Source organism: Pseudazoarcus sp. NS20, from assembly GCF_059703745.1.
Map to the genome: position 1 here is coordinate 1 of NZ_BAAKIY010000001.1, position 21992 is coordinate 21992.

At 64.8% G+C, this 21992-nt stretch carries 20 protein-coding genes and 3 tRNA genes; 8 read left to right on the top strand and 15 right to left on the bottom strand.

Going from position 1 to position 21992, the window contains the following annotated elements; genetic code table 11:
- The 4 genes from AC6H0W_RS00005 to AC6H0W_RS00020 form a co-directional block, all read right to left on the bottom strand.
- Nucleotides 1-111 (bottom strand): GTP-binding protein (locus tag AC6H0W_RS00005; RefSeq protein ID WP_211342506.1); only part of this gene is annotated, 111 nt, incomplete at its 3' end.
- A gap of 70 nt (nucleotides 112-181) precedes the next feature.
- A tRNA-Thr gene (locus AC6H0W_RS00010) sits at nucleotides 182-256 on the bottom strand.
- Between the two features lie 31 nt (nucleotides 257-287).
- Nucleotides 288-361 (bottom strand) — tRNA-Gly (locus AC6H0W_RS00015).
- 61 nt (nucleotides 362-422) lie between these two features.
- Nucleotides 423-507: transfer RNA gene (locus AC6H0W_RS00020), tRNA-Tyr, on the bottom strand.
- Between the two features lie 124 nt (nucleotides 508-631).
- On the opposite strand from AC6H0W_RS00020, the gene AC6H0W_RS00025 reads away from it, so the two are divergent.
- Both AC6H0W_RS00025 and AC6H0W_RS00030 read left to right on the top strand, forming a co-directional pair.
- Nucleotides 632-1411, top strand: coding sequence for a class I SAM-dependent methyltransferase (locus tag AC6H0W_RS00025; RefSeq protein WP_497575057.1), 780 nt, complete (start codon nucleotides 632-634; stop codon nucleotides 1409-1411).
- Nucleotides 1412-1503: 92 nt separating this feature from the next.
- Nucleotides 1504-2199 (top strand): hypothetical protein, encoded by a 696-nt coding sequence (locus AC6H0W_RS00030; RefSeq protein ID WP_497575058.1) that lies wholly within the window; start codon nucleotides 1504-1506, stop codon nucleotides 2197-2199.
- Nucleotides 2200-2206: 7 nt separating this feature from the next.
- Here AC6H0W_RS00030 and AC6H0W_RS00035 read toward each other — a convergent pair whose 3' ends face one another.
- On the bottom strand, nucleotides 2207-2836 hold the full coding sequence (locus tag AC6H0W_RS00035; RefSeq protein WP_497575059.1) for a response regulator: 630 nt from the start codon (nucleotides 2834-2836) through the stop codon (nucleotides 2207-2209).
- A gap of 152 nt (nucleotides 2837-2988) precedes the next feature.
- On the opposite strand from AC6H0W_RS00035, the gene AC6H0W_RS00040 reads away from it, so the two are divergent.
- A complete protein-coding gene (locus AC6H0W_RS00040) occupies nucleotides 2989-4926 on the top strand; it encodes an ATP-binding response regulator (protein ID WP_497576168.1) in 1938 nt (645 codons plus the stop codon).
- The gene (locus AC6H0W_RS00045) at nucleotides 4923-5315 is read left to right on the top strand and encodes a PhaM family polyhydroxyalkanoate granule multifunctional regulatory protein (protein ID WP_497575060.1); all 393 of its coding nucleotides are present in this window, start codon (nucleotides 4923-4925) and stop codon (nucleotides 5313-5315) included. Before AC6H0W_RS00040 ends, AC6H0W_RS00045 begins: the two co-directional genes overlap by 4 nt.
- 13 nt (nucleotides 5316-5328) lie before the next feature.
- On the opposite strand, the gene AC6H0W_RS00050 is transcribed toward AC6H0W_RS00045, so the two are convergent.
- From AC6H0W_RS00050 to cadR, 4 genes are all read right to left on the bottom strand, one after another.
- Nucleotides 5329-5982 (bottom strand): DsbA family protein, encoded by a 654-nt coding sequence (locus AC6H0W_RS00050; protein WP_497575061.1) that lies wholly within the window; start codon nucleotides 5980-5982, stop codon nucleotides 5329-5331.
- Nucleotides 5979-6413, bottom strand: a complete 435-nt coding sequence (locus AC6H0W_RS00055; RefSeq protein ID WP_497575062.1) for a disulfide bond formation protein B — start codon at nucleotides 6411-6413, stop codon at nucleotides 5979-5981. The genes AC6H0W_RS00050 and AC6H0W_RS00055 overlap by 4 nt, the downstream gene beginning before the upstream one ends.
- Nucleotides 6414-6560: 147 nt before the next feature.
- On the bottom strand, nucleotides 6561-6872 hold the full coding sequence (locus AC6H0W_RS00060) for a DUF2946 family protein (RefSeq protein ID WP_497575063.1): 312 nt from the start codon (nucleotides 6870-6872) through the stop codon (nucleotides 6561-6563).
- A gap of 52 nt (nucleotides 6873-6924) precedes the next feature.
- Nucleotides 6925-7356 (bottom strand): Cd(II)/Pb(II)-responsive transcriptional regulator, encoded by a 432-nt coding sequence (cadR, locus tag AC6H0W_RS00065; protein ID WP_497575064.1) that lies wholly within the window; start codon nucleotides 7354-7356, stop codon nucleotides 6925-6927.
- Nucleotides 7357-7539: 183 nt separating this feature from the next.
- Here cadR and AC6H0W_RS00070 point away from each other — a divergent pair, with 183 nt between their 5' ends.
- Nucleotides 7540-9690: a heavy metal translocating P-type ATPase gene (locus tag AC6H0W_RS00070; protein ID WP_497575065.1), complete on the top strand. Its 2151-nt coding sequence runs from the start codon at nucleotides 7540-7542 to the stop codon at nucleotides 9688-9690.
- On the opposite strand, the gene AC6H0W_RS00075 is transcribed toward AC6H0W_RS00070, so the two are convergent.
- The gene (locus AC6H0W_RS00075) at nucleotides 9687-10577 is read right to left on the bottom strand and encodes an AEC family transporter (RefSeq protein ID WP_497575066.1); all 891 of its coding nucleotides are present in this window, start codon (nucleotides 10575-10577) and stop codon (nucleotides 9687-9689) included. The genes AC6H0W_RS00070 and AC6H0W_RS00075 overlap by 4 nt on opposite strands.
- Nucleotides 10578-10675: 98 nt before the next feature.
- On the opposite strand from AC6H0W_RS00075, the gene AC6H0W_RS00080 reads away from it, so the two are divergent.
- Nucleotides 10676-11179, top strand: a complete 504-nt coding sequence (locus AC6H0W_RS00080; protein WP_497575067.1) for a VOC family protein — start codon at nucleotides 10676-10678, stop codon at nucleotides 11177-11179.
- A 15-nt stretch (nucleotides 11180-11194) separates the two neighbouring features.
- On the opposite strand, the gene accC is transcribed toward AC6H0W_RS00080, so the two are convergent.
- From accC to AC6H0W_RS00105, 5 genes are all read right to left on the bottom strand, one after another.
- A complete protein-coding gene (gene accC, locus AC6H0W_RS00085) occupies nucleotides 11195-13183 on the bottom strand; it encodes an acetyl-CoA carboxylase biotin carboxylase subunit (RefSeq protein WP_497575068.1) in 1989 nt (662 codons plus the stop codon).
- 237 nt (nucleotides 13184-13420) lie between these two features.
- Nucleotides 13421-14953 carry an acyl-CoA carboxylase subunit beta gene (locus AC6H0W_RS00090; protein ID WP_497575069.1) on the bottom strand — a complete coding sequence of 511 codons (1533 nt, stop codon included), beginning with the start codon at nucleotides 14951-14953 and terminating at the stop codon, nucleotides 13421-13423.
- A gap of 155 nt (nucleotides 14954-15108) precedes the next feature.
- On the bottom strand, nucleotides 15109-16086 hold the full coding sequence (meaB, locus tag AC6H0W_RS00095; RefSeq protein WP_497576169.1) for a methylmalonyl Co-A mutase-associated GTPase MeaB: 978 nt from the start codon (nucleotides 16084-16086) through the stop codon (nucleotides 15109-15111).
- Entirely contained in the window at nucleotides 16083-18245 is a 2163-nt protein-coding gene (scpA, locus tag AC6H0W_RS00100) for a methylmalonyl-CoA mutase (protein WP_497575070.1), read from the bottom strand. The genes meaB and scpA overlap by 4 nt, the downstream gene beginning before the upstream one ends.
- Before the next feature lie 343 nt (nucleotides 18246-18588).
- Nucleotides 18589-18864, bottom strand: coding sequence for a DUF5666 domain-containing protein (locus tag AC6H0W_RS00105; RefSeq protein WP_497575071.1), 276 nt, complete (start codon nucleotides 18862-18864; stop codon nucleotides 18589-18591).
- A gap of 284 nt (nucleotides 18865-19148) precedes the next feature.
- Here AC6H0W_RS00105 and trkA point away from each other — a divergent pair, with 284 nt between their 5' ends.
- Nucleotides 19149-20537 (top strand): Trk system potassium transporter TrkA, encoded by a 1389-nt coding sequence (gene trkA, locus AC6H0W_RS00110; protein ID WP_497575072.1) that lies wholly within the window; start codon nucleotides 19149-19151, stop codon nucleotides 20535-20537.
- Nucleotides 20534-21982, top strand: coding sequence for a TrkH family potassium uptake protein (locus tag AC6H0W_RS00115; RefSeq protein WP_497575073.1), 1449 nt, complete (start codon nucleotides 20534-20536; stop codon nucleotides 21980-21982). The genes trkA and AC6H0W_RS00115 overlap by 4 nt, the downstream gene beginning before the upstream one ends.
- Nucleotides 21983-21992 lie beyond the last annotated feature (10 nt).

The window sequence follows — 21992 nt, forward strand, 5'->3', positions numbered from 1 at the left end:
CGACAGAATCGTCGTGATCGCAGCCGTCAGCGTCGTCTTGCCATGGTCAACGTGGCCAATCGTGCCTACGTTCACGTGCGGCTTCGTACGTTCAAACTTGCCCTTAGCCATGTCAACACCTCTTGTACAGAATCAGAATTAACGGACAACGCCGTGGCGACCCAACCGGATCGATAAAACGTGGTGCCCTTGACGTGGATTGAACACGTGGCCTCTCCCTTACCAAGGGAGTGCTCTACCACTGAGCTACAAGGGCTCTTCAAAACTTAAAACCATTACGCCCGTTTTGGAGCGGGTGAAGGGAATCGAACCCTCGTCGTAAGCTTGGAAGGCTTCTGCTCTACCATTGAGCTACACCCGCACACGACGCGAACGACTCGCATCACTTGCAAACCGCAAGAATCACTTCATGCGGCAAAAACTGGTGGAGGGAGAAGGATTCGAACCTTCGAAGGCTGAGCCGTCAGATTTACAGTCTGATCCCGTTGACCGCTTGGGTATCCCTCCGGGCGACAAGCCGCGCACTATAGAGCCTATCCAAAGGGATGTCAAACACGATTGCACGCTAATCGCACGACACGCAATTGCCCTTCTGCTAAGGTTTCCAGCTTCTCATCACCGACACCCGCCAATGCCGCACCCAGCGATCGAACGTCGGCGCATTCCCAGTTGGCTTGCCGCACTGGGCGCGCAACTGGCAGGCTGCGGGCTGGCAGTCGCACTTGCCTTTGCAGGCACACCGGGGGCGCCGTGGTCATTGCTGGCGGCACAGGCGATCGGGGCGGCAGCCACATCACAGCTGATGCGGCGCGAGTATTGGTGGGCCCTCATCCATTTGTGCTTCGTACCGCTGGTGGCTGCCACCCTGGCAACGGATGTCGACCCGCGCTGGTATCTGGGCGCATTCATTTTGCTGCTGCTGACGTTCTGGGGCACGCTCGGCACACGCGTACCGCTCTATCTATCCGGAAGCGATGCAGTGGATGCCGTAGAGACGTTGTTGCCACCGAGACGCCCTCTGAAAGTGCTCGACATCGGTTGTGGCACCGCTGCCTTGCTGGCGCCACTTGCCCGTCGCCACCCCGACGTGCTTTTCTTCGGACGTGAATCGGCCCCACTGCCTTGGGCAATTGCCCGTATGAGCACGTACGGCCAGCGCAATCTGCATATCGCACGCGGAGATTTTTTCAGGATCGACTGGAGCGGCTACGACGTGGTGTACGCCTTTCTGTCACCCCATCCGATGCCCCAGGTGACCGACAAGGCGCGCCGTGAATTGCACCCGCAAGCCATGCTTATCAGCAAAGACTTTCCCGCACCAGAGCTCACCCCCGTGCGCACCATCGACCTGCCGGGCGGCGGCACACTGTATTGCTACCAGCCGGGCGCCCGCCCTGCCGAAACCGATTAAAGGGGCAAATCCACCGTTTTTCCGGAATTCACCCGCGACGCCGGCCCGGATAATGCACAGCATGGAAAACTCCTCTGAGGCAACGGGGCAGCATGGCTCACATCATTTGCGTCATCGGTAACAAAGGCGGCACAGGCAAGACCTCGATCTCGCACATGCTGAGTCAGGGCCTGGGGCTGCTCGACCATCGGGCTGCCTGCGTACTGACCGACACCTCTCGCGAACCGCTAAATCCGGCAGGCCGGCGCTACATCACGGCGGACGCACGGACACGCGAGGCGCTCACCAAGGTGGTCGACAAGCTGCGTACCTTAGAGAACTGGATCGGAGTGATCGACGGCGGCGGAAACCGCACGGAGATGGATCGCAAGCTGTACGCGATGTCCGACATCGTGCTGCTGCCGTTCCGCGAATCTCATGAAGACATCCGCACCGTCCTGCGCGATCTGGAGATGTTTCCGCGTGCCTATGCCGTGCCGTCACAGTGGCCTAACAACGCCTGGCAACGCGAAGCGGCTGACCGCAACGTGCGCACGCTGATGCGCCCGTACCGTCACCGCATCCTGAACCCGGTGAATGCTCTTTCGGCCAGCAAGCTGCTGCTGCAGAAAGACGCGCCGGAGCAATTGCCCACACCATTGGCCAACGCCTGCCGAGCCTTGGCCCGTCAAGTACTGGAGGTGCTGGAGATCGATGTACCGACGCAGGACGTGAACGCGCTGGCCGTGGTCAGCGCCGAGAACCGCATCGCTTCGGACGAAATGCCGCTGCGCCTCGGACGCCGCTGAGCCGCCTTCAGGCGCGGGCGGAGCCGCGCGACAGTGCCACCAGCGCCTGGGCACGATTACGCACGTTCATGGCGCGAAAGATGGCCGACATGTGTACCTTCACCGTACCTTCGGACAAACCCAGCAGATCGGCAATTTCGCGATTGGTCTTGCCTTGCCCGAGCAGTTCGGCCACCCGGGTCTGCGCCGTCGTGAGGCGGTAGCGCTGTTCCAGCGTGCGGCCCGCTCGCCGCCCTTCCTCAGGCACGTCCTGCGGGGTGAAATACGCGCCACCGTCGAGCACCGTGCGCACGGCCAGTCGTAGCTCATCGCCCGAACTGCTCTTGGAGACGAAACCCGAAGCGCCGACCTTGATGGCGCGGCGCAGCGTGGCTGGATCGTCCAGAGCCGAGACCACGATGGTCGGCATGTCCGGGAAGCGCTTTGCCAGCACCCCCAGCAAGGAAAAGCCCGACATGTCAGGCAACATCAGATCGATTACAGCCAGATCCCAGTCTCCCCCTTCGCCGAGCAGCGACAAGGCCTCTTCCGATCCGCGCGCCTCCACGCATTGCAGGCCTTCCTCAACACGGTTCAAGGTCTGCGCCATGGCTTCTCTTACCAACGCGTGGTCTTCGACGATCAAAACCTTTGTCACCTTGCCGTGTTCTCCTGCGGGTGGGTTTGCTTGAATTGCAACCAGCATAGCATCGCCGGATGCCGCACACGCGTCGCGAGCGAGGCAGAAACATTGCACAATCGCGAACTGTGGCCACCGACGTGGTGCGTGCGGAGAATTGAGGCGTGGCAATGAACTGGGGGGTCAGATCGCGGGTTCTGCTCGTAGCGGTACTGCCGATGCTGGTGGTCGCGCTGCTGCTGACCGCGTTCTACACCAGCTCGCGCCTTGCCGACTTCGAAGAAGCCCACGTCGCGCGCGGCAAGGCCTACGCCCGACAACTGGTTGCCGCCAGCGAATACGCCGTGTTCTCCGGCAACCACGATGCGCTGCAGAGGCTCACCGAAGCCAGCCTGGCCGAAGAAGGCATGACCGGGGTCATGATCATCGACCTGTTCAGCGAGGTACTCGCTCGCAGCGGCCGACTGGACCACACCCTCCCCACGCGCCAGGAATTGTTCGACACCTCGTTCTATGCGAGCAACGGCGCGACCATCCGCATCATCGAGCCGATCTACGCCAGCCAAGCCTCGCTCGGCATCGAATTCGCTCAAGAAGACGACGGTGCCAGCACTCCTCCGCCGGCGCCGATTCTGGGCAACGTCATCGTCGATCTCGGCCGTGACGCGGTCGAGAACAAACGACAGGACTTGCTGCGCACCGGCATGCTCACCGTTTTCGCCGCTTTGCTGATCACGCTGCTGTTGGCCACGTCGATGAGCCGCAGCGTCAGCGGGCCCATCCGCCGCACCGCCGCTGCGGTGTCGCGTATCGGCAAGGGGCAGTTCGATGAACGCTTGCCGCTCGAAGGCGGCGGCAGCCTGCGCATGCTGGCCGAGGGCGTCAATCAGATGGGCTCGGAGCTCGCCAGCATGCACGCGCAGATGAGCGCCCGCATCGACGAGGCCACCGCCGAACTGCGCCGACGCAAGAACGAAGCCGAGCGCGCAAACACCGCCAAGTCGCGCTTTCTCGCCGCCGCCAGCCACGACTTGCGCCAGCCCATGCACGCCCTGGGGCTGTTCATTTCCGAACTGACGCAAGTACCTCTGGACCCGCCTGCACGCCACCTCGTCAGCAAAGTGGCGGCCTCGGCCGAGGCCATGGAAGATCTGCTCGACAGCTTGCTCGACATCTCTCGCCTGGATGCCGGCGTACTCGAACTCAACGTGCGCGCCTTTGCCTTGCAACCGATTTTCGAGCGCATCAGCACCACACAGCGCGCGGCGGCAGTTGAAAACGGCGTTCAACTGCGCGTACGTCCGACCTGGGCATGGTGCATCAGCGACCCGATTCTGCTGGAGCGCGTGCTGACCAACCTGGTGAGCAACGCAGTGCGTTATTCACCGGGCGGCAGCGTGCTGCTGGCGTGCCGCCAGCGCGACCGGCAATGGCGCATCGAGGTGCGCGACAGCGGCATCGGCATTCCCGCCCACGCGCAGGGCATCGTCTTTCAGGAGTTCGTGCAACTGCAGAACCCCGAACGTTCGCGCGACAAAGGCCTCGGGCTGGGCCTGGCGATCGTGCGCCGTCTCACCGACATGCTGCATCACCCGCTGGACCTGCGCTCAGCCCCGGGCAAAGGCTCCTGCTTCAGCCTGACCGTGCCGGCGGGCAAGGTCGAAGAGCTTGATCCGCGGGAAGAAGAAGGCCGCGAACCCGGCTATCTGGGCGGGCTGTGCGTTGCTATTGTGGATGATGACCCGCTGGTGCTGAGCGCCATGGAGAGCCTGCTCGCATCATGGGGCTGCGACGTCGTGGCCGCGCCCGATCTGCGCTTCGCGCTTGCGCGCTTCGAAGCACTGGACAAGGCGCCGCAAGCCATCATCAGCGACCATCGCCTGGCGCGTGGCGCCACCGGGGTAAGTGTCATCCGCGGTCTGCGGCAACGCTTCGGGCTGGAGTTGCCGGCGGCGCTGATCACCGGCGACACCGGCGCCGACGCGCTGGGCATGGCCGAGCGGGAAGGTTTTCCGGTGTTGCACAAGCCGGTCCGCCCGGCGCGCCTGCGTGCCCTGCTCAACCGCTTCGCCGCAAGCCACCAGCACAATCAGGAGGACGCACCATGAGCGACAAGCAAGGCAACGCCACCGACCCCCTCGAAATGCTGCATCAGATGTGGAGCGCCGCCGGCGTACCACTGCCGGGCATGGTGGCCCCCACGCTGGACATCGACGACCTAGACAAACGCATCAAGGACCTGAAGACCGTCGAGAACTGGCTGGCCATGAACCTCAACATGCTGCAGGCCACCATCCAGGGGCTGGAGGTGCAGCGCTCCACGTTGACGGCACTCAAGGCCATGAGCGAACAGACCGCGGCCGGCGCCCCTGCGGGCACGCCGCCCAATCCCTTCGCGCAGGCCATGTGGCCATGGAACCTCACACCGGCTGAGCCTCCCTCTGCCGCCGACACAGACAAGGACGGGACGCCCCCCGCCGGCAAGAAGGGCAAGTGACGCCCTTGGCCGTTCAGCGCGAAAGCACTTCCGTGACCTGGGCATTCAGCCCTTCCGGCCCGAAATTTCGCAGCGGCTGGCCGTTCACGAAAAAGGTCGGTGTCTGGCGGATATTCAGTGCCGTGATATCGGCCTTGTCCTGAGCAATCAGCGCGGCGATGCGCGGGTCGTCCATATCCTTGCGCGCACGCTCGACATCCAACCCCGTACCCCCAAGAAACTCCCACACCCGACGCGCTTGCGGGCGGGCGTGATCAGCCCAGTGCGGCTGTGCGGCGAGCACCGCTTCGAGCACGCGCCAATAAATGTCATCCCCTTGCATGCGCGCCGCCTCAAGCACTTTCACGACGTACTCCGAGCCCTCGTGAAAGGGCGCGTAACGCACGATCAGACGCGCCTTGCCGGCGTGCGCATCAAGAATCTGCTTCACGTACGGATGAAAGGCGCGGCAGCTTTCGCAGGCCGGATCGAAGAACTCCGTGATCTGGGCGCGCGCCATCAGCGGCCCCATGGAAGGCGCACCGGGACGGTGAAAGACGTTCTCGTTGCGCGCTGCCGCCTCCACCTTTTGCGCCACTTCCTGATCCTTGTACCACCACGCGGCAGCGATGAAGGCCACCAGCAGTGCAGCCACGGTGCCGAATACCAACCAATACTGTTTTTTCATTTTCGAGATCCTGTATGCACCGCCCACAGCAAGGCAGTGATGGAGAAGAAGGCAAAGAGGGAGAGCAGCGGGATGGTCACGAAGCCCGCCAGCTCAATGCTGGTTTCGGCGCATGACACACCTTGCGTGCACGGCTGCATGCCGGCCGGAATGAAGCCGAGATAGAGCAGGCAGTGATACACCGCAATCGCCAAGCCGCACACGGCAAGCGGCAAGGCGTAGCGCACGCAGCGCGGATCGGACGACAGCAGCCCCACACCAAGCACGAGCGGCAACGGGAACATAAAGATGCGCTGGTACCAGCACAGCACGCACGGAATGCGCTCCATCACCATGCTGAAGAACAAGGCCCCCAGCGTAGCCACGCACGCCAGCAGCCATGCGGCAAACAACGGCGCCAGCCAGCGCCGTGAATCAATGGCGGCGCTCATGCGGCACCGCCAGCAAGATGCTCGGCCATGCGGCACGGAGCACCATGAATCGGAATGTTCATGATTTATCCGGAAGGAAAGCTTACGGAGCGCCGCAACACCTCGGTGCGTGGCGCACGTCGACATCGGCCGCAAAAGCGGGCCGGATCAGCTACCTGGAACGGGCACCCATTTCGGGCGTTCGGGACGGGAGGGTGGCACACTCGGCAGGGCGCCGTGCGCCAGAAGGGGCAGACCAATGGAAGTCTTGGGCGGCAGGGGCAAGGTGACATTGCCGAGCAATTTGGCTTGGCAATACGGGCACGCATGACGCTCGTGCGAGGAAGCGGCCGAATCATCGTCACTGACTGCATCGGCGCAGACCATGACACCACCCGCACATGGCATGTCACCGCCTGCAAGCACGGCCGGCACAGGCAACAGCAGCAACACGAGGAAGACGATGAGCAGGCGTTTCATGACTGGCGCAGGCTAGCAGAGAGCGCCTTGCCGAGGCAACGGCGCTCGTGCTTCAGCCCAGGTGCGTGTGACGCTCAGGCCGGGTCTCGCTTTCCATCTCGGCGATGCCCTGCAGGATGCCGCAGTCACCCACCGGCTGCTCGTGTTCGCAACGACGGCGCAGCGCCGCCAACGAGACGCGCAACTGCTCCAATTCGCGAATACGCTCATCCACGTGAGCAATGTGTTGATCAAACACCGCATTCACCGACCCGCATCCGGCGGCCGGCTGGTCGGCCAGCGTGAGCAGGCTGCGGATTTCCTCGTGACTCATGTCCAGCGCGCGGCAGTTGCGGATGAAGCGCAGCCGCTCGGCATGCTCGTTGCGGTAATCACGGAAGTTGCCCGCAGTTCGCCCCGGCGGCGGGAGCAACCCCTCCCGCTCGTAGTAGCGCACGGTCTCGACCGTGCAACGCGCTGCATTCGCCAGATCACCGATTTTCATCTCGCTCTCCCGAGGTGTTGACCCTGTAGGCACTACAGGGTGTCGAATGGTTCCACACCTGTATTGGAACGCACAATGAAGTACGCACAATCCTCCCGAAAGCCTTCGCACACAGGCTGCTGCGGGCACGAGCACACACCTGCGCACGCTCACGTCGCGCACAGCTCAGCCCGCCACGACGGCGTGACGGCTTTGCCCGCCGACGATGCCGATCTCGCGCCCGCAATGGGAGAGGTGCAGACGCGTATCCGCATCCTGCAGATGGACTGCCCCACCGAAGAAGCCCTGCTGCGCAAGAAGCTCGGCGGCATGGAGGGCGTAGGCGGGCTGGGTTTCGACCTGATGCAGCGCGTTCTCACCGTCAATCATCAGCCTTCCCGGCTGGAGGCCGTGCTGGCCGCCATCCGCACGCTGGACTTCACGCCCGAGCCGGTCACTGGCGATCAACCGCCTACGGCCGCCGACACCCCGCACAAACCCTGGTGGCCGCTGATTCTCGCTGGCGTGGCCGCGCTCGGCTCGGAAGCCACGCATTGGCTCGAAGCCCCTGACGCACTTTCCGTCGCGCTGGCCGTGCTGGCCGTGTTCGCCTGCGGCACGACCACCTTCCGCAAGGGCTGGATTGCCGTGCGCAACGGCAACCTCAACATCAACGCCTTGATGAGCATTGCCGTAACCGGCGCACTGCTCATCGGCCAATGGCCGGAAGCCGCCATGGTCATGGTGCTGTTCACCATCGCCGAGCTGATCGAGGCACGCTCGCTTGATCGTGCGCGCAACGCCATCCGCGGCCTGCTCGATCTGGCGCCCGACCAGGCCACCGTGCAGCAGCCCGACGGCGAGTGGCTGCGTGTGGCCGCGGCCGATGTAGCCGTGGGCGCACTCGTACGCGTGCGCCCCGGTGAGCGCATCGCCCTCGACGGCACGATTCGCGAGGGGCACTCGAGCATCGATCAAGCCCCCATCACCGGCGAAAGCCTGCCGGTGGACAAATCCGTCGGCGACGTCGTGTTTGCCGGCACGATCAACCAGACCGGCTCATTCGACTACGCAGTGACGGCGCCGGCCAGCAACAGCACGCTGGCGCGCATCATCCACGCCATCGAAGCCGCGCAGGGTGCGCGGGCACCCACGCAGCGCTTCGTCGACGCCTTTGCCCGCATCTACACCCCCGCCGTGCTGGTCATAGCGCTGGCCGTGGCGGTGCTGCCTCCGCTGCTGGCTGGCGGCGAATGGCTGGCCTGGATCTACAAGGCGTTGGTGCTGCTGGTCATCGCCTGCCCGTGCGCGCTGGTGATCTCGACACCTGTCACCATCGTCAGCGGCCTCGCCGCCGCAGCCCGGCAGGGCATCCTGATCAAGGGCGGCGTGTATCTGGAACTCGGACGCAAGCTCGACTGGATCGCGCTCGACAAGACCGGCACGCTGACCCACGGCAAACCCGCCCAGACCGACTTCGCGGCGCTGTCGGAGCAAGACGCTGCGCGCTCACGTGCGCTGGCCGCCAGCCTGGCCGCGCGCTCCGACCATCCGGTGTCGCTCGCCGTGGCCGAAGCCGCGCGCCGGAGCGACATCGTGCTGCGCGATGTGACGTCTTTCGAAGCCTTGCCCGGCCGCGGCGTGCGCGGCCAGATCGAAGGGCGTGATTGGTGGCTCGGCAACCACCGTCTTATCCACGAACGCGGCCTGTGCGACGACACGCTCGAAGCCCGCCTCGCTGCGCTCGAGGCACAAGGCAAGACCGTCGTGCTGCTGGCCGACGACACGCGCGTGCATGCCTTGTTCGCCGTGGCCGACACCGTGCGCGAGCACAGCCGCGAAGCGGTCGCGGATCTGCACCGACTCGGCATCCGCACGCTGATGCTGACCGGCGACAACCAGCTCACCGCCTCCGCCATCGCCGGGCAGGTGGGCATCGACGCGGCCCACGGGGAGCTGCTGCCCGAAGACAAGTTGGCGCATATCGAAGCCCGAGTCACCGGCGGTGAAGCGGTGGGCATGGTCGGCGACGGCATCAACGACGCACCTGCGCTGGCGCGCGCCGACATCGGCTTTGCGATGGGTGCCGCCGGCACCGGCACGGCCATCGAAACCGCCGATGTCGCGTTGATGGACGACGATCTCAGAAAGCTGCCGCAGTTCGTGCGCCTGTCACGCCGCACGCATGCCTTGCTGGTGCAGAACATTGCCTTTGCGTTGGGCATCAAGGCCGTGTTTCTGGCGCTCACGCTGATCGGGCTGGGCACCATGTGGATGGCGGTGTTCGCCGACGTCGGCGCCAGTCTGCTGGTGGTCGCAAACGGCCTGCGCCTGCTGCGCGGGACGTACCGTTAGAGCAGTGCGATCCAGAACGCCAGCGTGGGCACGGCCAGGATGGTTGTGGCCGAAATCAGCCACGCCACGCCCGCGCCGTCGCCGCCCATGCGCATCGCCAGAATGTAGGCCGAGCTGGCCGACGGCATGGCGGCGAACAACACCAGCATGTCGAAAGTGATGCCGGTCATGCCCAGTTGCCGCCCGAGCCACCATGCCAGCACAGGCAGCAGCATCAGCTTCACCGTCACCAGCCAGGCCGAGCCGAGCATGCTGCCGCCAGCCGACCCCCAGCGCAGCGCAGCGCCCACCGCCAGCAGCCCCAGAGCCACCGCGGCATCACCCAGCCTGCGCAGGAAAGCGTCCACGGGCACCGCCAGCTCACCGCCGAGCAGATTGAAGGCCAGCCCCGACAGTGTCGCGATCACCAGTGGATTGCGCACCAGTTCACGCACGATGCCGCCCTGCCCGTGGCGCGCCAGCATGCCCACCGCCATCACGTTGGCGAACGGCACCATCATGCCGCACAGCGCGCCCATCAAGGCCAGCCCGGCCGGGCCGTGCACCTGGCCGGCAATCGCGATGGCGATGTAGGTGTTGAAGCGATACGCGCACTGCAGACGCGAGGCGAAAGCGATGCCCGACAGCCCCATCAGCGGGCGCCCCGCAAGACCCAGCAGAAAACCCGCGAACATCACCAGCACGCCACTGCCGACCAGCGGCAGGGTCGAGGCCATGTCGATGGGCACCGAAGCCAGCGCGCGGAAAAGCAAGGCCGGGAACAACACGAAATAGACGATCTTCTCGACGCCGGTCCAGAAACCGACATCGGTCACCAGCCAGCGGCGCAGCAAGACCCCGAGCAGGATCAAGGAAAAGTCGGGAAGGAGAAGGAGCAGACTTTGCATGGGCCGCTAGCTTAGCGAGTTGCGGCGCGCCGACCTATCAGTGTCGACCGCAAGAGCGGCTCACCGCACAATGGGCGCATCTACAGCAGGAGCTTTCGATGAGCACCCGCCCTTTCCGCATTCTCGGCATTCAGCAGGTCGCCATTGGCGGCCCCGACAAGCAGCGCCTGGCGAAGTTGTGGGTCGAACTGTTCGGCCTTGAGCGCGTCGGCACTTTCCAAAGCGAGCGCGAGAATGTGGACGAGGACACCTGCGCCATCGGCACCGGCCCGCTGCGCGTCGAAGTCGATCTGATGCAGCCACTCGACCCCGAGAAGAAACCGGCCGTGCACGCCACGCCGCTGAACCACATCGGGCTGTGGGTGGATGACCTGCGCGCCGCCGTCGCCTGGCTCAGCGCGCAAGGCCTGCGCTTCGCGCCGGGCGGCATCCGCAGCGGCGCAGCCGGTCACGACATCGTCTTCGTACACCCCAAGGCCTGCGACGAATTCCCGATGAGCGGCGAAGGCGTGCTGATCGAGCTGGTGCAGGCACCGCCGGAGGTTATCGACGCTTTCTCAACACTTGCTGCCTACAACCGCCCGCGTGGCGAAACGCTCTGAGGTCACAACGGCGCATCACTCGAATTCGAGGATCAGCTCATCCACCGCGAGGCTGGCACCGACCGCGACATGAATGCGCTTCACACGTCCGTCGCGCTCGGCACGCAAGACGTTCTCCATCTTCATGGCCTCGATCACGGCCACTTTCTCGCCGCTCTTGACGTCCTGCCCCTCGCCCACCGCCAGCTCGCGCAGCAAGCCGGGCATGGGTGACAACACGCGGGACGACAGATCCGGCGCCTCCTTCCGCGGCATGCGGGCGAGCATGGCTGCCGCGCGCGCGCTGATCACCAAGGCCTCGATCTGCAGCCCGAAGTGACTGATGGCGTAGCGCAGCCCGCGGCGCTCGACCTGCATGCACACGGCACAGCCGTCGATCAGCCCGACGAACAGCACGTCATTGAAGCCCCAGGCGGATTCCACACGCAGCGTGCGCTCGCCCTCGCGCACCTGCAGCGCGCCGTCCGCGCATTCGGCCGACAAGCGGTACTCGCGCTCACCCACCACCACCGACCAGTCACGCGGCGGCGTGTAGTGCGCGCCGTCCAGTTGGCCGCTGATCGAGGCATCGCGCTCGGCACGCCGCCAGTGCACGAACATTGCCACCACCACGAGCTGCAACGGGTCGGCGTGCGGCACGTTCGAGGCATCGAAGCCGCCGCCGTACTCCTCTGCGATGAAGCCGGTGTTGAAGTTGCCCGAGCAAAAGCTCGGATGCTGCAGCAGCGCGGCCTGAAACGGGATGTTCGACGAGATGCCGCGGATCACGAAGGCATTGAGCGCGTGGCGCATGCGGGCAATCGCCTCGGCGCGGTCGCGCCCATGCACGATCAGCTTGGCGATCATCGAGTCGTAGAACATCGGAATCTCGCCGCCTTCATACACGCCCGTATCGACGCGCACCTCGCCCGGCACTTCGACTGGCAGACGGAACTTCACCAACCGCCCGGTCGACGGCAGAAAGCCGCGGAACGGGTCTTCGGCGTTGATGCGGCACTCGATGGCCCAGCCCTCAAGCCGCACATCGACCTGCGTGAAGGACAGCCTTTCACCCGCCGCAACGCGGATCATCTGCTCGACCAGATCCAGCCCGGTGGTGAGTTCCGTCACTGGATGCTCGACCTGCAGCCGCGTGTTCATTTCCAGGAAGTAGAAGGACTTGTCCGCACCGACCACGAACTCCACCGTGCCGGCGGACTGGTAGCCCACGGCCTTGGCCAGCGCCACCGCCTGCTCGCCCATGGCCTTGCGGGTGGCCGCATCGAGGAAGGGACTGGGCGCTTCCTCGATGACCTTCTGGTGGCGACGCTGGATCGAGCATTCGCGCTCGTTCAGATACACCACGTTGCCGTGCGCGTCGCCCAGCACCTGAATCTCGATGTGGCGCGGTTCGACGACGAATTTCTCGATGAACACCCGATCGTCGCCGAAAGCGTTGGCCGCCTCCGAGCGGCACGAGGCGAAGCCTTCGCGCGCCTCTTCGTCGTTGTTTGCCACGCGCAGGCCCTTGCCGCCCCCGCCGGCCGAGGCCTTGATCATCACGGGGTAGCCGATGTCGCGTGCGATCTCCACCGCGCGCTCGGGCGTTTCGATGGCGTCGTTCCAGCCGGGAATGGTGTTCACCCCTGCCTCGGCCGCCAGCTTCTTGGAGGCGATCTTGTCGCCCATCGCCGCAATCGCCGCGTGCTTGGGGCCGATGAAGACGATGCCGGCCTCTTCCAGCCGGCGCGCGAACGTCTCGTTCTCCGACAGGAAGCCGTAGCCGGGATGCACGGCTTCGGCGCCGGCCTCGCGACAGGCCGCGATGATCTTGTCCATCACCAGATACGACTGCTTCGACGGCGCGGGGCCGATGCACACGGCCTCGTCCGCCAGCTCCACGTGCAGCGCGCCGGCGTCAGCCTCGGAATACACCGCAACCGTGGCGATGCCCATGCGGCGGGCGGTCTTGATGACGCGGCAGGCGATTTCGCCGCGGTTTGCGATCAGGATTTTCTTAAACATGCCCAGCCTCCGCGGCGAAGCCGCCTGCGTCCGCTTCGCGTAGGCGGCGATGTGACTTCGTCGCTGCGCCGCTTCGCGGCTGGTCGCCGCGGTTTGCGATGAGGATTTTCTTGAACATTGGCCAACCTCAATCGAAGTGAAGTGCCTCAGGTCGCGATGAGCGCAGCAACTTGCGACAGCAGCCGGTGCATCGTCGGCGTCGCAATTCGCCTCCGGCTCATCGCGACCTACGCTCCGTCACAGGGGCATATTGCCGTGCTTGCGCCACGGGTTATCGAGCTGTTTGTTCTTCAACATCGCCAGCGACCGGCACACGCGCTTGCGCGTCTCGTGGGGCATGATCACGTCGTCAATGAAGCCTCGACTGCCCGCCACGAATGGGTTGGCGAAGCGCGCCTTGTACTCGGCCTCGCGCGCGGCGATCTTCGCTGCATCGTCCTTCTCACCGCGGAAGATGATCTCGACCGCGCCCTTCGGCCCCATCACCGCGATCTCTGCGGTAGGCCACGCAAGGTTCACGTCGCCGCGCAGGTGCTTGGAGCTCATCACGTCATACGCCCCGCCATAAGCCTTGCGCGTGATGACGGTGACCTTGGGCACGGTGCATTCGGCATAGGCGTACAGCAGCTTGGCGCCGTGCTTGATGATGCCGCCGTACTCCTGTGCGGTGCCGGGCATGAAACCGGGCACGTCGACGAAGGTCACCACCGGGATGTTGAAGGCGTCGCAGAAGCGCACGAAGCGCGCGGCCTTGATGCTGCTCTTGATGTCGAGGCAACCCGCCAGCACCAGCGGCTGATTCGCGACGATGCCGACCGTCGAGCCGCCCATGCGCGCCAGGCCGATGACGATGTTCCTGGCGTAGTCCGGCTGCAGCTCGAAGAAGTCGCCGTCATCGACGATCTTGGCGATCAGCTCCTTCATGTCGTAGGGCTGATTGGGGTTGACCGGCACCAGGGTGTCGAGCGATTCGTCGCAGCGATCCGCCGGATCGGTGAGCGGCAGTGCAGGCGGCGCCTCGCGGTTGCTGGCCGGCAGGTAGTCGATCAGCCGGCGCGTCATCAGCAACGCCTCGACGTCATTGTCGAAGGCCAGATCGGCCACGCCGGATTTGGCGGTGTGCGTGCCCGCGCCGCCCAACTCCTCGGCGGAGACCTCTTCGTGCGTGACCGTGCGCACCACCTCCGGGCCGGTCACGAACATATACGACGAGTCGCGCACCATGAAGATGAAATCGGTCATCGCCGGGCTATACACCGCACCGCCCGCGCACGGCCCCATGATCAGCGAGATCTGCGGGATCACCCCGGAAGCCAGCACGTTGCGCTGGAACACGTCGGCGTAGCCGCCGAGCGAATCCACGCCCTCCTGAATGCGCGCACCGCCCGAGTCGTTCAGGCCAATCACCGGCGCGCCGACCTTCATGGCATGGTCCATCAGCTTGCAGATCTTTTCGGCGTGGGTTTCGGACAGCGAGCCGCCGAACACCGTGAAGTCTTGCGAGAACACGAACACCAGCCGGCCGTTGACGGTGCCGTAACCCGTCACCACGCCGTCGCCGGGAATGGTCTGGCCCGCCATGCCGAAGTCGGTGCAGCGGTGCTCCTTGAACATGTCCCACTCTTCGAAACTGCCGTCGTCGAGCAGCAGTTCGATGCGCTCGCGCGCGGTGAGCTTGCCCTTGGCGTGCTGCGCGGCGATGCGCTTTTCGCCGCCGCCCAGACGCGCACGTTCGCGCTTCTCTTCGAGTTGCCGGATGATTTCCTGCATCTTCCCTCCCCCGCTTCAGCACCGCTTCAGACAGCGTCCAGACGTTCAAGCTGCTCGTAGGGCGGATTAGCGCAGCGTAATCCGCCGGATGCTCGGCCCGATTCGGCGCAATGCGCTTTGCTTATTGCGCCCTACGGTTGGCTTCCGCACTACACTTAGCCATCGAGATGCCCCAACAGCCGCGCCGCCGCCACGGCTGGCGTCACGTTTCCGTTCTCCACATCGGCCTGCAACTCAGGCAGAGCCGCATGCACCTTGCTGTTGGCGCGGAAGCGCGCGCGCAGTTCGTGATCGATCAGCTCCCACATCCACGCGCCCGCCTGACGCCGCCGGCGCGCTTCGAAGGCGCCGTTGGTGGTCATGGTGTCGCGGAATTTCAGTACGGTGCTCCAGAAGGTATCGATGCCCTCGGCCTTGAGCGCCGACACCGGAATCACCGGCGGCGTCCAATCCGGGTGGGCGTGTCGCACCAGCGCCAGCGCGCCCCGCATCTGAGATTGCGCGCGGTGCGTGGCGGCCTTGTCGATATCGGCCTTGTTGATGGCCACCAGATCGGCGATCTCGACGATGCCTTTTTTCATGCCCTGCAGGTCGTCACCGGCGTTGGGCAATTGCAGCAGGCAGAAGATGTCGGTCATGCCGGCCACGGCGATCTCGCTCTGGCCGACGCCGACGGTTTCGACCAGCACCACGTCGAAGCCGGCGGCTTCGCACACCAGCATGGCTTCGCGCGTGCGATTGGCCACACCGCCCAGCGCGCCGGCCGACGGGCTGGGGCGGATGAAGGCTTCGGTGCGGCGCGACAGCAACTCCATGCGCGTCTTGTCACCGAGGATGGAGCCGCCATGCACCGACGAGGACGGATCGACCGCCAGCACCGCAACGCGATGGCCCTGCTCGATGAGGTACAGCCCGAGCGCCTCGACAAAGGTGGATTTGCCCACGCCCGGCACACCGGAGAGGCCGACGCGCAGCGCGCGGCCGGTATCGGGAAGCAGCGACTCGACCAGCGCGCGCGCTTGCTCGCGGTGATCGGCGCGCGTGGATTCGACCATGGTGATGGCCTTGGCCAGCGCACGGCGCTTGCCGGCGCGCACGCCTTCTGCGAGAGCCTGCGTGTCGCTCACGGTCAGGCCTTCAGGGCCTTGCGGATTTGCTTGAGCACTTCGCGCGCGGCGTCGGGAATCGGCGTACCCGGCCCGAAGATGCCGCTGGCGCCGGCGTCATACAGCATCTGGTAATCCTGCTGAGGAATCACGCCGCCGACAAAAACGATGATGTCGTCGGCCTCTTCGGCGCGCAGCGCATTGACCAGCTCCGGCACCAGCGTGCGGTGCGCGGCGGCCAGCGTGGAGATGCCGACGGCGTGCACGTCATTCTCCACCGCGTGGCGCGCGGCCTCCTCGGGCGTCTGGAAGAGCGGGCCGATGTCCACGTCGAAGCCCAGATCGGCGAAGGCCGAGGCCACCACCTTGGCGCCGCGGTCGTGGCCGTCCTGGCCGAGCTTGGCGATCATGATGCGCGGCCGGCGGCCGAAATCGGCCACGAAGGCGTCGATGTCTTTCTGCAGCACCTGCCAGCCCTCCTCGTTCTCGACCACCTTGCCATACACGCCCGATACGGTCTGCGTGTCGGCGCGGTAACGGCCCCATACCGCTTCGAGTGCATCGGAAATCTCGCCCACCGTGGCGCGCGCACGCACGGCTGCGATGGACAGCGCCAGCAGGTTGCCTTCGCCACCCTTGGCGCATGCGGTCAGCGCCGCCAGCGCCTGCTCGACGGCAGCGGCGTCGCGTGTGTCTCGAATCTTCTTGAGCCGCGCGATCTGCGACTCGCGCACCGCGTGGTTGTCGATGGCGAGGAAGTCGATGGGCTCTTCCTTGTCCAGCTTGTACTTGTTCACGCCGACGATGACGTCCTTGCCCGAATCGATGCGTGCCTGCTTCTCGGCGGCGCATTCCTCGATCTTCATCTTGGCCCAGCCGGATTCGACGGCCTTGGTCATGCCGCCCATGGCCTCGACTTCCTCAATGATGCTCCAGGCCTTGTCGGCGAGATCCTGCGTGAGCTTCTCCATCATGTACGAGCCGGCCCACGGATCGACCACGTTGGTGATGTGTGTCTCTTCCTGAATCACCAGTTGGGTGTTGCGCGCGATGCGTGCGGAGAACTCGGTCGGCAGCGCGATGGCTTCATCCAAAGCGTTGGTGTGCAGCGACTGCGTGCCGCCGAACACGGCTGCCATGGCTTCGATGGTGGTGCGCACGACGTTGTTGTACGGGTCCTGCTCGGTCAGCGACCAGCCGGAGGTCTGGCAGTGCGTGCGCAGCATCAGCGAGCGCGGGTTCTTCGGCTCGAACTCCTTCATGATGCGCCACCACAGCAGGCGCGCCGCGCGCAGCTTGGCCACTTCCAGATAGAAGTTCATGCCGATGGCAAAGAAGAAGGACAGGCGCCCGGCGAAATCATCCACATCCAGCCCGCTGCCCAGTGCGGTGCGCACGTACTCGCGCCCGTCGGCCAGCGTGAAGGCCAGTTCCAGCGCCTGCGTCGCCCCCGCTTCCTGCATGTGATAGCCGGAGATCGAGATCGAGTTGAACTTCGGCATGTTGCGCGCGGTGTAGCCGATGATGTCGGCGATGATCTTCATCGACGGCGCAGGCGGGTAGATGTAGGTGTTGCGGACCATGAACTCCTTGAGGATGTCGTTCTGGATGGTCCCCGAGAGCTGGTCCTGCGCCACGCCCTGTTCCTCGGCCGCGACGATGTAGCCCGCCAGCACTGGCAGCACGCCGCCGTTCATGGTCATCGACACCGACACCTTGTCGAGCGGAATACCGTCGAACAGGATCTTCATGTCCTCGACCGAGTCGATGGCCACACCGGCCTTGCCGACGTCGCCCACCACGCGCGGGTTATCCGAGTCGTAGCCACGGTGCGTGGCCAGATCGAAGGCCACCGACACGCCCTGCCCGCCGGCGGCCAGCGCCTTGCGGTAGAACGCATTGGAGGCCTCTGCGGTGGAAAAACCGGCGTACTGGCGAATGGTCCACGGCCGCACAGCGTACATCGTGGGTTGCGGCCCGCGCACGAAGGGCTCGAAGCCCGGCAGCGTGTCGGTGAAGGGCAGCCCCTCAAGGTCGGCTGCGGTGTACAACGCTTTCAGCTCAAGGCCTTCGGGCGTGTACCAGGTGAGGTTCTTGACGTCGCCCGCCGGAGCGTGGCGTGAGGCGGCACGCGCCCACTGCGTGGGGTCGGACGGCGGGCACGGCGGAAAATCGGATTTCGGCATTTCTGTCTCCGGTAGTCATGGCGCGGAGCCATGCCGCCGGCTCCGATCCCGCGTTCACTCTGGGTTGAACTGCTGACATGTTACACCAGCGACTGCCGCCCCACATTGCGCCGCAACATGCTGGTGCCAAGGAGAAAATGCACGAGCGCAATGCGCGCAGTGCGCACTCGCCAGAGGCTTTTGAAGCCAGTACTCAAGCCCGGAAAACGGGAAACGCCCGAGCACAAAAACATCACCCGCAGCGCGGTGCCTTCACAGGGAAGGCACATTCGCAAACTGCGGGTGATGCGGGGGTAGGCAGAGCACCGCCACAAGGGCAGGGCTTCACGCTGACATCAGTCGATCAGTTCTTGAGCTCGATGTCGTCGGCGATGTGGCGACCGTCTACGAAGTCGAAATCGATTTCGATGCGCTGGCCGACTTTCATGTCTTCGAACTTCTTCAGACCGTCGTCGTAGTCGGTGCGGTCGGTGGTGTGGAACACGATGCCCTGCACGGTCACCGTACGCGCGTGGCTATCCACTTTTTCGATGACGCCCGTGAGGTCATCCGCCTGAGCTACACCGGCGGCGAGAGCCAGACTTGCGGCAGCGACGAAATATCGGAATTTGCGTTTCATGAGAGCTCCTTTTCTTTCTTATCGAGGGCTGTTTCAGCCCGGGTTCATCATGGCCGCGGCTCGTTCCCGAGCGGCTTGCGACGAGCTCATCTTCCACGACAAATGCCTGAACAGTCGTTTCGGAACGTATCCATGGCGATGCGCCGACGCAACGCACAGCGCGCAAACTTGCGGCCTGACGATGCAATTCACATGATCTGCGCTATCGTTGCGAAGCTCTTCGGCATCTTCCGCCACAACGTCTGCTCTGCCCGTCGCGAGAGCGCTTCCGCAGGACGCTGGCCGTGAAAATCATCATCCTCGGTGCAGGGCAGGTAGGCACTTCGGTGGCCGAAGATCTGGCCTCCGAAGCCAACGACATCACCTTGGTCGACACCGATGCCGACGTGCTGCAACTCGCCCATGAACGCTTCGAACTGCGTGTGGTGCGCGGCAGTGGCGCCTCGCCCACGGTACTGCGCGAAGCCGGCGCCGACGATGCCGATCTGCTGGTGGCTGTGACGGCTTCGGACCAGGTCAATCTGAGCGCCTGCCGCGTCGCCAAAACCCTGTTCAACGTTCCCACCCGCATCGCCCGACTGCGCTCAGGCGATTTCATCGACTATCCGCAACTGCTGGCGCGCGACAATTTCGCGGTGGATTTCTCGATCTGCCCGGAACAGATCGTCACCGAATACATCCAGCACCTCATCGCCTTCCCCGAAGCGCTGGACGTGCTCGAGTTTGCTGGCGGGCTGCTCAGCCTGATCTGCGTGCGCGCCGTCGAAGGCGGCCCGCTGGTGGGCCACCCGGTCGGCGATCTGCGCCGCCATCTGCCGCAGATCGAGGTGCGTATCGCGGCCATCTATCGCCACGGCGAGGCGCTGATCCCCGACGGCGATACGGTGATCGTGGCGGGTGACGAAGTCTTCTGCCTGTCCGCCACCGTGCATGTGCGCAAGGTGATGCGCGAACTGCGCCAGCTCGACAACCGCATCCGCCGCGTGATGATCGCGGGCGGAGGCAACATCGGGCTGCGGCTGGCCCGCGCCATCGAGCCGCACTGCAACGTCAAACTGCTCGAGCGCGACAAGCGCCGCGCCCAGTTTCTCGCCATCAACCTCAACCGCACGCTGGTGCTGCGCAGTGACGCCACCGACGAGAATCTGCTGGAGAACGAGAACATCGACGGCATGGATCTGTTTGCGGCGCTGACCAATGATGAAGAGGCCAACATCATGGCCGCCTCGCTGGCCAAACGCATGGGTGCGCGGCGCACGCTGGCGCTGATCAACCGCAAGCGTTATGTCGAGCTCGTGCAGGGCGGCCTGATCGACATCGCCATCTCACCAGCGCAGATTTCCATCGGCTCGTTGCTCGCCCATGTGCGGCGGGGCGACGTGGTGGCGGTGCACAGCCTGCGCCGCGGCGCCGCCGAGGCGCTCGAGATCATTGCCCGCGGCGACCGCCGTCATTCACGCGTGGTGGGGCGATGCATCGACGAAATCGCCCTGCCGCCGGGCGCCACCATTGGCGCCCTGGTGCGCGAGCGCGCGGGCGTTTCGAGCGTGGTCATGCCGCACCACGACACGGTGATCGAGCAGGACGACCACGTGGTGGTGTTCTGCACCAGCAAGGCTGTGGTGCGCGAGGTAGAGGTGCTGTTCCAGGTCACGCCGGGCTTTCTCGGATGAGCAATCTGCTGTCGGTCCTCAACGTGCTGGGCCGCCTGATGGCCTTTTTCGGGCTGGTGTACGCCATTCCGATTGCTGCCTCGATGCTCTTCGACGACGGGCTGGTCATCGACTACGTCTACGCCATGGTGCTGACTTGCGGCGGCGGCACGGCACTGTTCCTCGCCACCCGACGCCATTACCGTGAATTGCGCGCTCGCGACGGCTTCGTGCTGGTGTTTGCCGCCTGGGTGCAGATGGCGGCCATCGCCACCATCCCGCTGCTGCTGGTACGCGACATGTCGTTCACCGACGCCTTCTTCGAAACCATGTCGGCGCTGACCACCACCGGCGCCACGGTGATGACCGACCTCGATCGCACTGCGCCGTCGCTCAACCTGTGGCGCCATCTGCTGCAATGGCTGGGCGGAATGGGCATCATCGTGCTGGCGGTGGCGGTGCTGCCGCTGCTCGGCGTGGGCGGGCGCGAACTCTACAAGGCCGAAACCCCCGGCCCGGTGAAGGATGCACGCCTGACCGCGCGCATCGGCGACACCGCCAAAGCGCTGTGGTTGGTGTACTGCCTGTTCACGCTGGCCTGCATGCTGGCGCTGAAGCTTGCCGGCATGAGCTGGTTCGATGCGCTGTGCCATGCTTTTTCAGCGCTCAGCCTGGGCGGTTTTTCCACGCGCGACGCCAACATCGGCGCCTTCGAAAGCGTATGGATCGAGGTGGTGCTGACTCTTTTCATGGCGCTGGCGGCGCTCAACTTCGCCTCGCATCTGGCGGCATTGCAGCGCCGCAGCCTGCGCCCCCTGTGGCGTGACGTGGAGGCGCGCGGCACCTTGCTGCTGCTGGTGCTGTCGGTGCTCGGCGTGGCCGTCTACCTGTACGACAACGGGGTGTATGCCGACTTCGCTTCGGCGCTGCGCCACACCAGCTTCAATCTGGTGTCCATCGCCACCGACACCGGCTACATGACGCAGAATTTCGATGCCTGGCCACCGTTCGCCACCATCTGGATGTTCTACCTGTCGTGCATCACGGTCAGTTCCGGCTCCACCGGCGGCGGCATCAAGATGATCCGCACGCTGGCGCTGGCCAAGCAGGGGCATCAGGAGCTGATGCGGCTCATCCACCCGGCCATCGTCAATCCCATGCGCATCGGCGATCTGGTGCTGCCGGTCAGCGTGGTGCAGGCCATGCTGGGCTTCATCTTCCTGTACTTCGCCACGGTGATGGCATCGACCTTCCTGCTGATGCTGGGCGGGCTGGATTTCGTCAGTGCGCTGGCGGCCACACTGGCCTGCGTGAACAACATGGGTCTCGGCCTGGGCGAGGTGGCCGTCACCTTCGCCGGTCTGAGTGATTTCCAGAAGTGGGTGTGCACCGCCACCATGCTCATCGGCCGGCTGGAGGTGCTGTCGGTGCTGGTGCTGTTCACCACCGGTTTCTGGCGGCGCTGAGGGGCTGCGA

What these genes read in the sequence shown, in the direction of transcription:
- AC6H0W_RS00025 (WP_497575057.1), top strand. Translation starts at nt 632, where the DNA reads ATGCCGCACCCAGCGATCGAACGTCGGCGCATTCCCAGTTGGCTTGCC.
- AC6H0W_RS00030 (WP_497575058.1), top strand. Translation starts at nt 1,504, where the DNA reads ATGGCTCACATCATTTGCGTCATCGGTAACAAAGGCGGCACAGGCAAG.
- AC6H0W_RS00040 (WP_497576168.1), top strand. Translation starts at nt 2,989, where the DNA reads ATGAACTGGGGGGTCAGATCGCGGGTTCTGCTCGTAGCGGTACTGCCG.
- AC6H0W_RS00045 (WP_497575060.1), top strand. Translation starts at nt 4,923, where the DNA reads ATGAGCGACAAGCAAGGCAACGCCACCGACCCCCTCGAAATGCTGCAT.
- AC6H0W_RS00050 (WP_497575061.1), bottom strand. Translation starts at nt 5,982, where the DNA reads ATGAAAAAACAGTATTGGTTGGTATTCGGCACCGTGGCTGCACTGCTG.
- AC6H0W_RS00055 (WP_497575062.1), bottom strand. Translation starts at nt 6,413, where the DNA reads ATGAGCGCCGCCATTGATTCACGGCGCTGGCTGGCGCCGTTGTTTGCC.
- AC6H0W_RS00060 (WP_497575063.1), bottom strand. Translation starts at nt 6,872, where the DNA reads ATGAAACGCCTGCTCATCGTCTTCCTCGTGTTGCTGCTGTTGCCTGTG.
- cadR (WP_497575064.1), bottom strand. Translation starts at nt 7,356, where the DNA reads ATGAAAATCGGTGATCTGGCGAATGCAGCGCGTTGCACGGTCGAGACC.
- AC6H0W_RS00075 (WP_497575066.1), bottom strand. Translation starts at nt 10,577, where the DNA reads ATGCAAAGTCTGCTCCTTCTCCTTCCCGACTTTTCCTTGATCCTGCTC.
- AC6H0W_RS00080 (WP_497575067.1), top strand. Translation starts at nt 10,676, where the DNA reads ATGAGCACCCGCCCTTTCCGCATTCTCGGCATTCAGCAGGTCGCCATT.
- accC (WP_497575068.1), bottom strand. Translation starts at nt 13,183, where the DNA reads ATGTTTAAGAAAATCCTGATCGCAAACCGCGGCGAAATCGCCTGCCGC.
- AC6H0W_RS00090 (WP_497575069.1), bottom strand. Translation starts at nt 14,953, where the DNA reads ATGCAGGAAATCATCCGGCAACTCGAAGAGAAGCGCGAACGTGCGCGT.
- scpA (WP_497575070.1), bottom strand. Translation starts at nt 18,245, where the DNA reads ATGCCGAAATCCGATTTTCCGCCGTGCCCGCCGTCCGACCCCACGCAG.
- AC6H0W_RS00105 (WP_497575071.1), bottom strand. Translation starts at nt 18,864, where the DNA reads ATGAAACGCAAATTCCGATATTTCGTCGCTGCCGCAAGTCTGGCTCTC.
- AC6H0W_RS00115 (WP_497575073.1), top strand. Translation starts at nt 20,534, where the DNA reads ATGAGCAATCTGCTGTCGGTCCTCAACGTGCTGGGCCGCCTGATGGCC.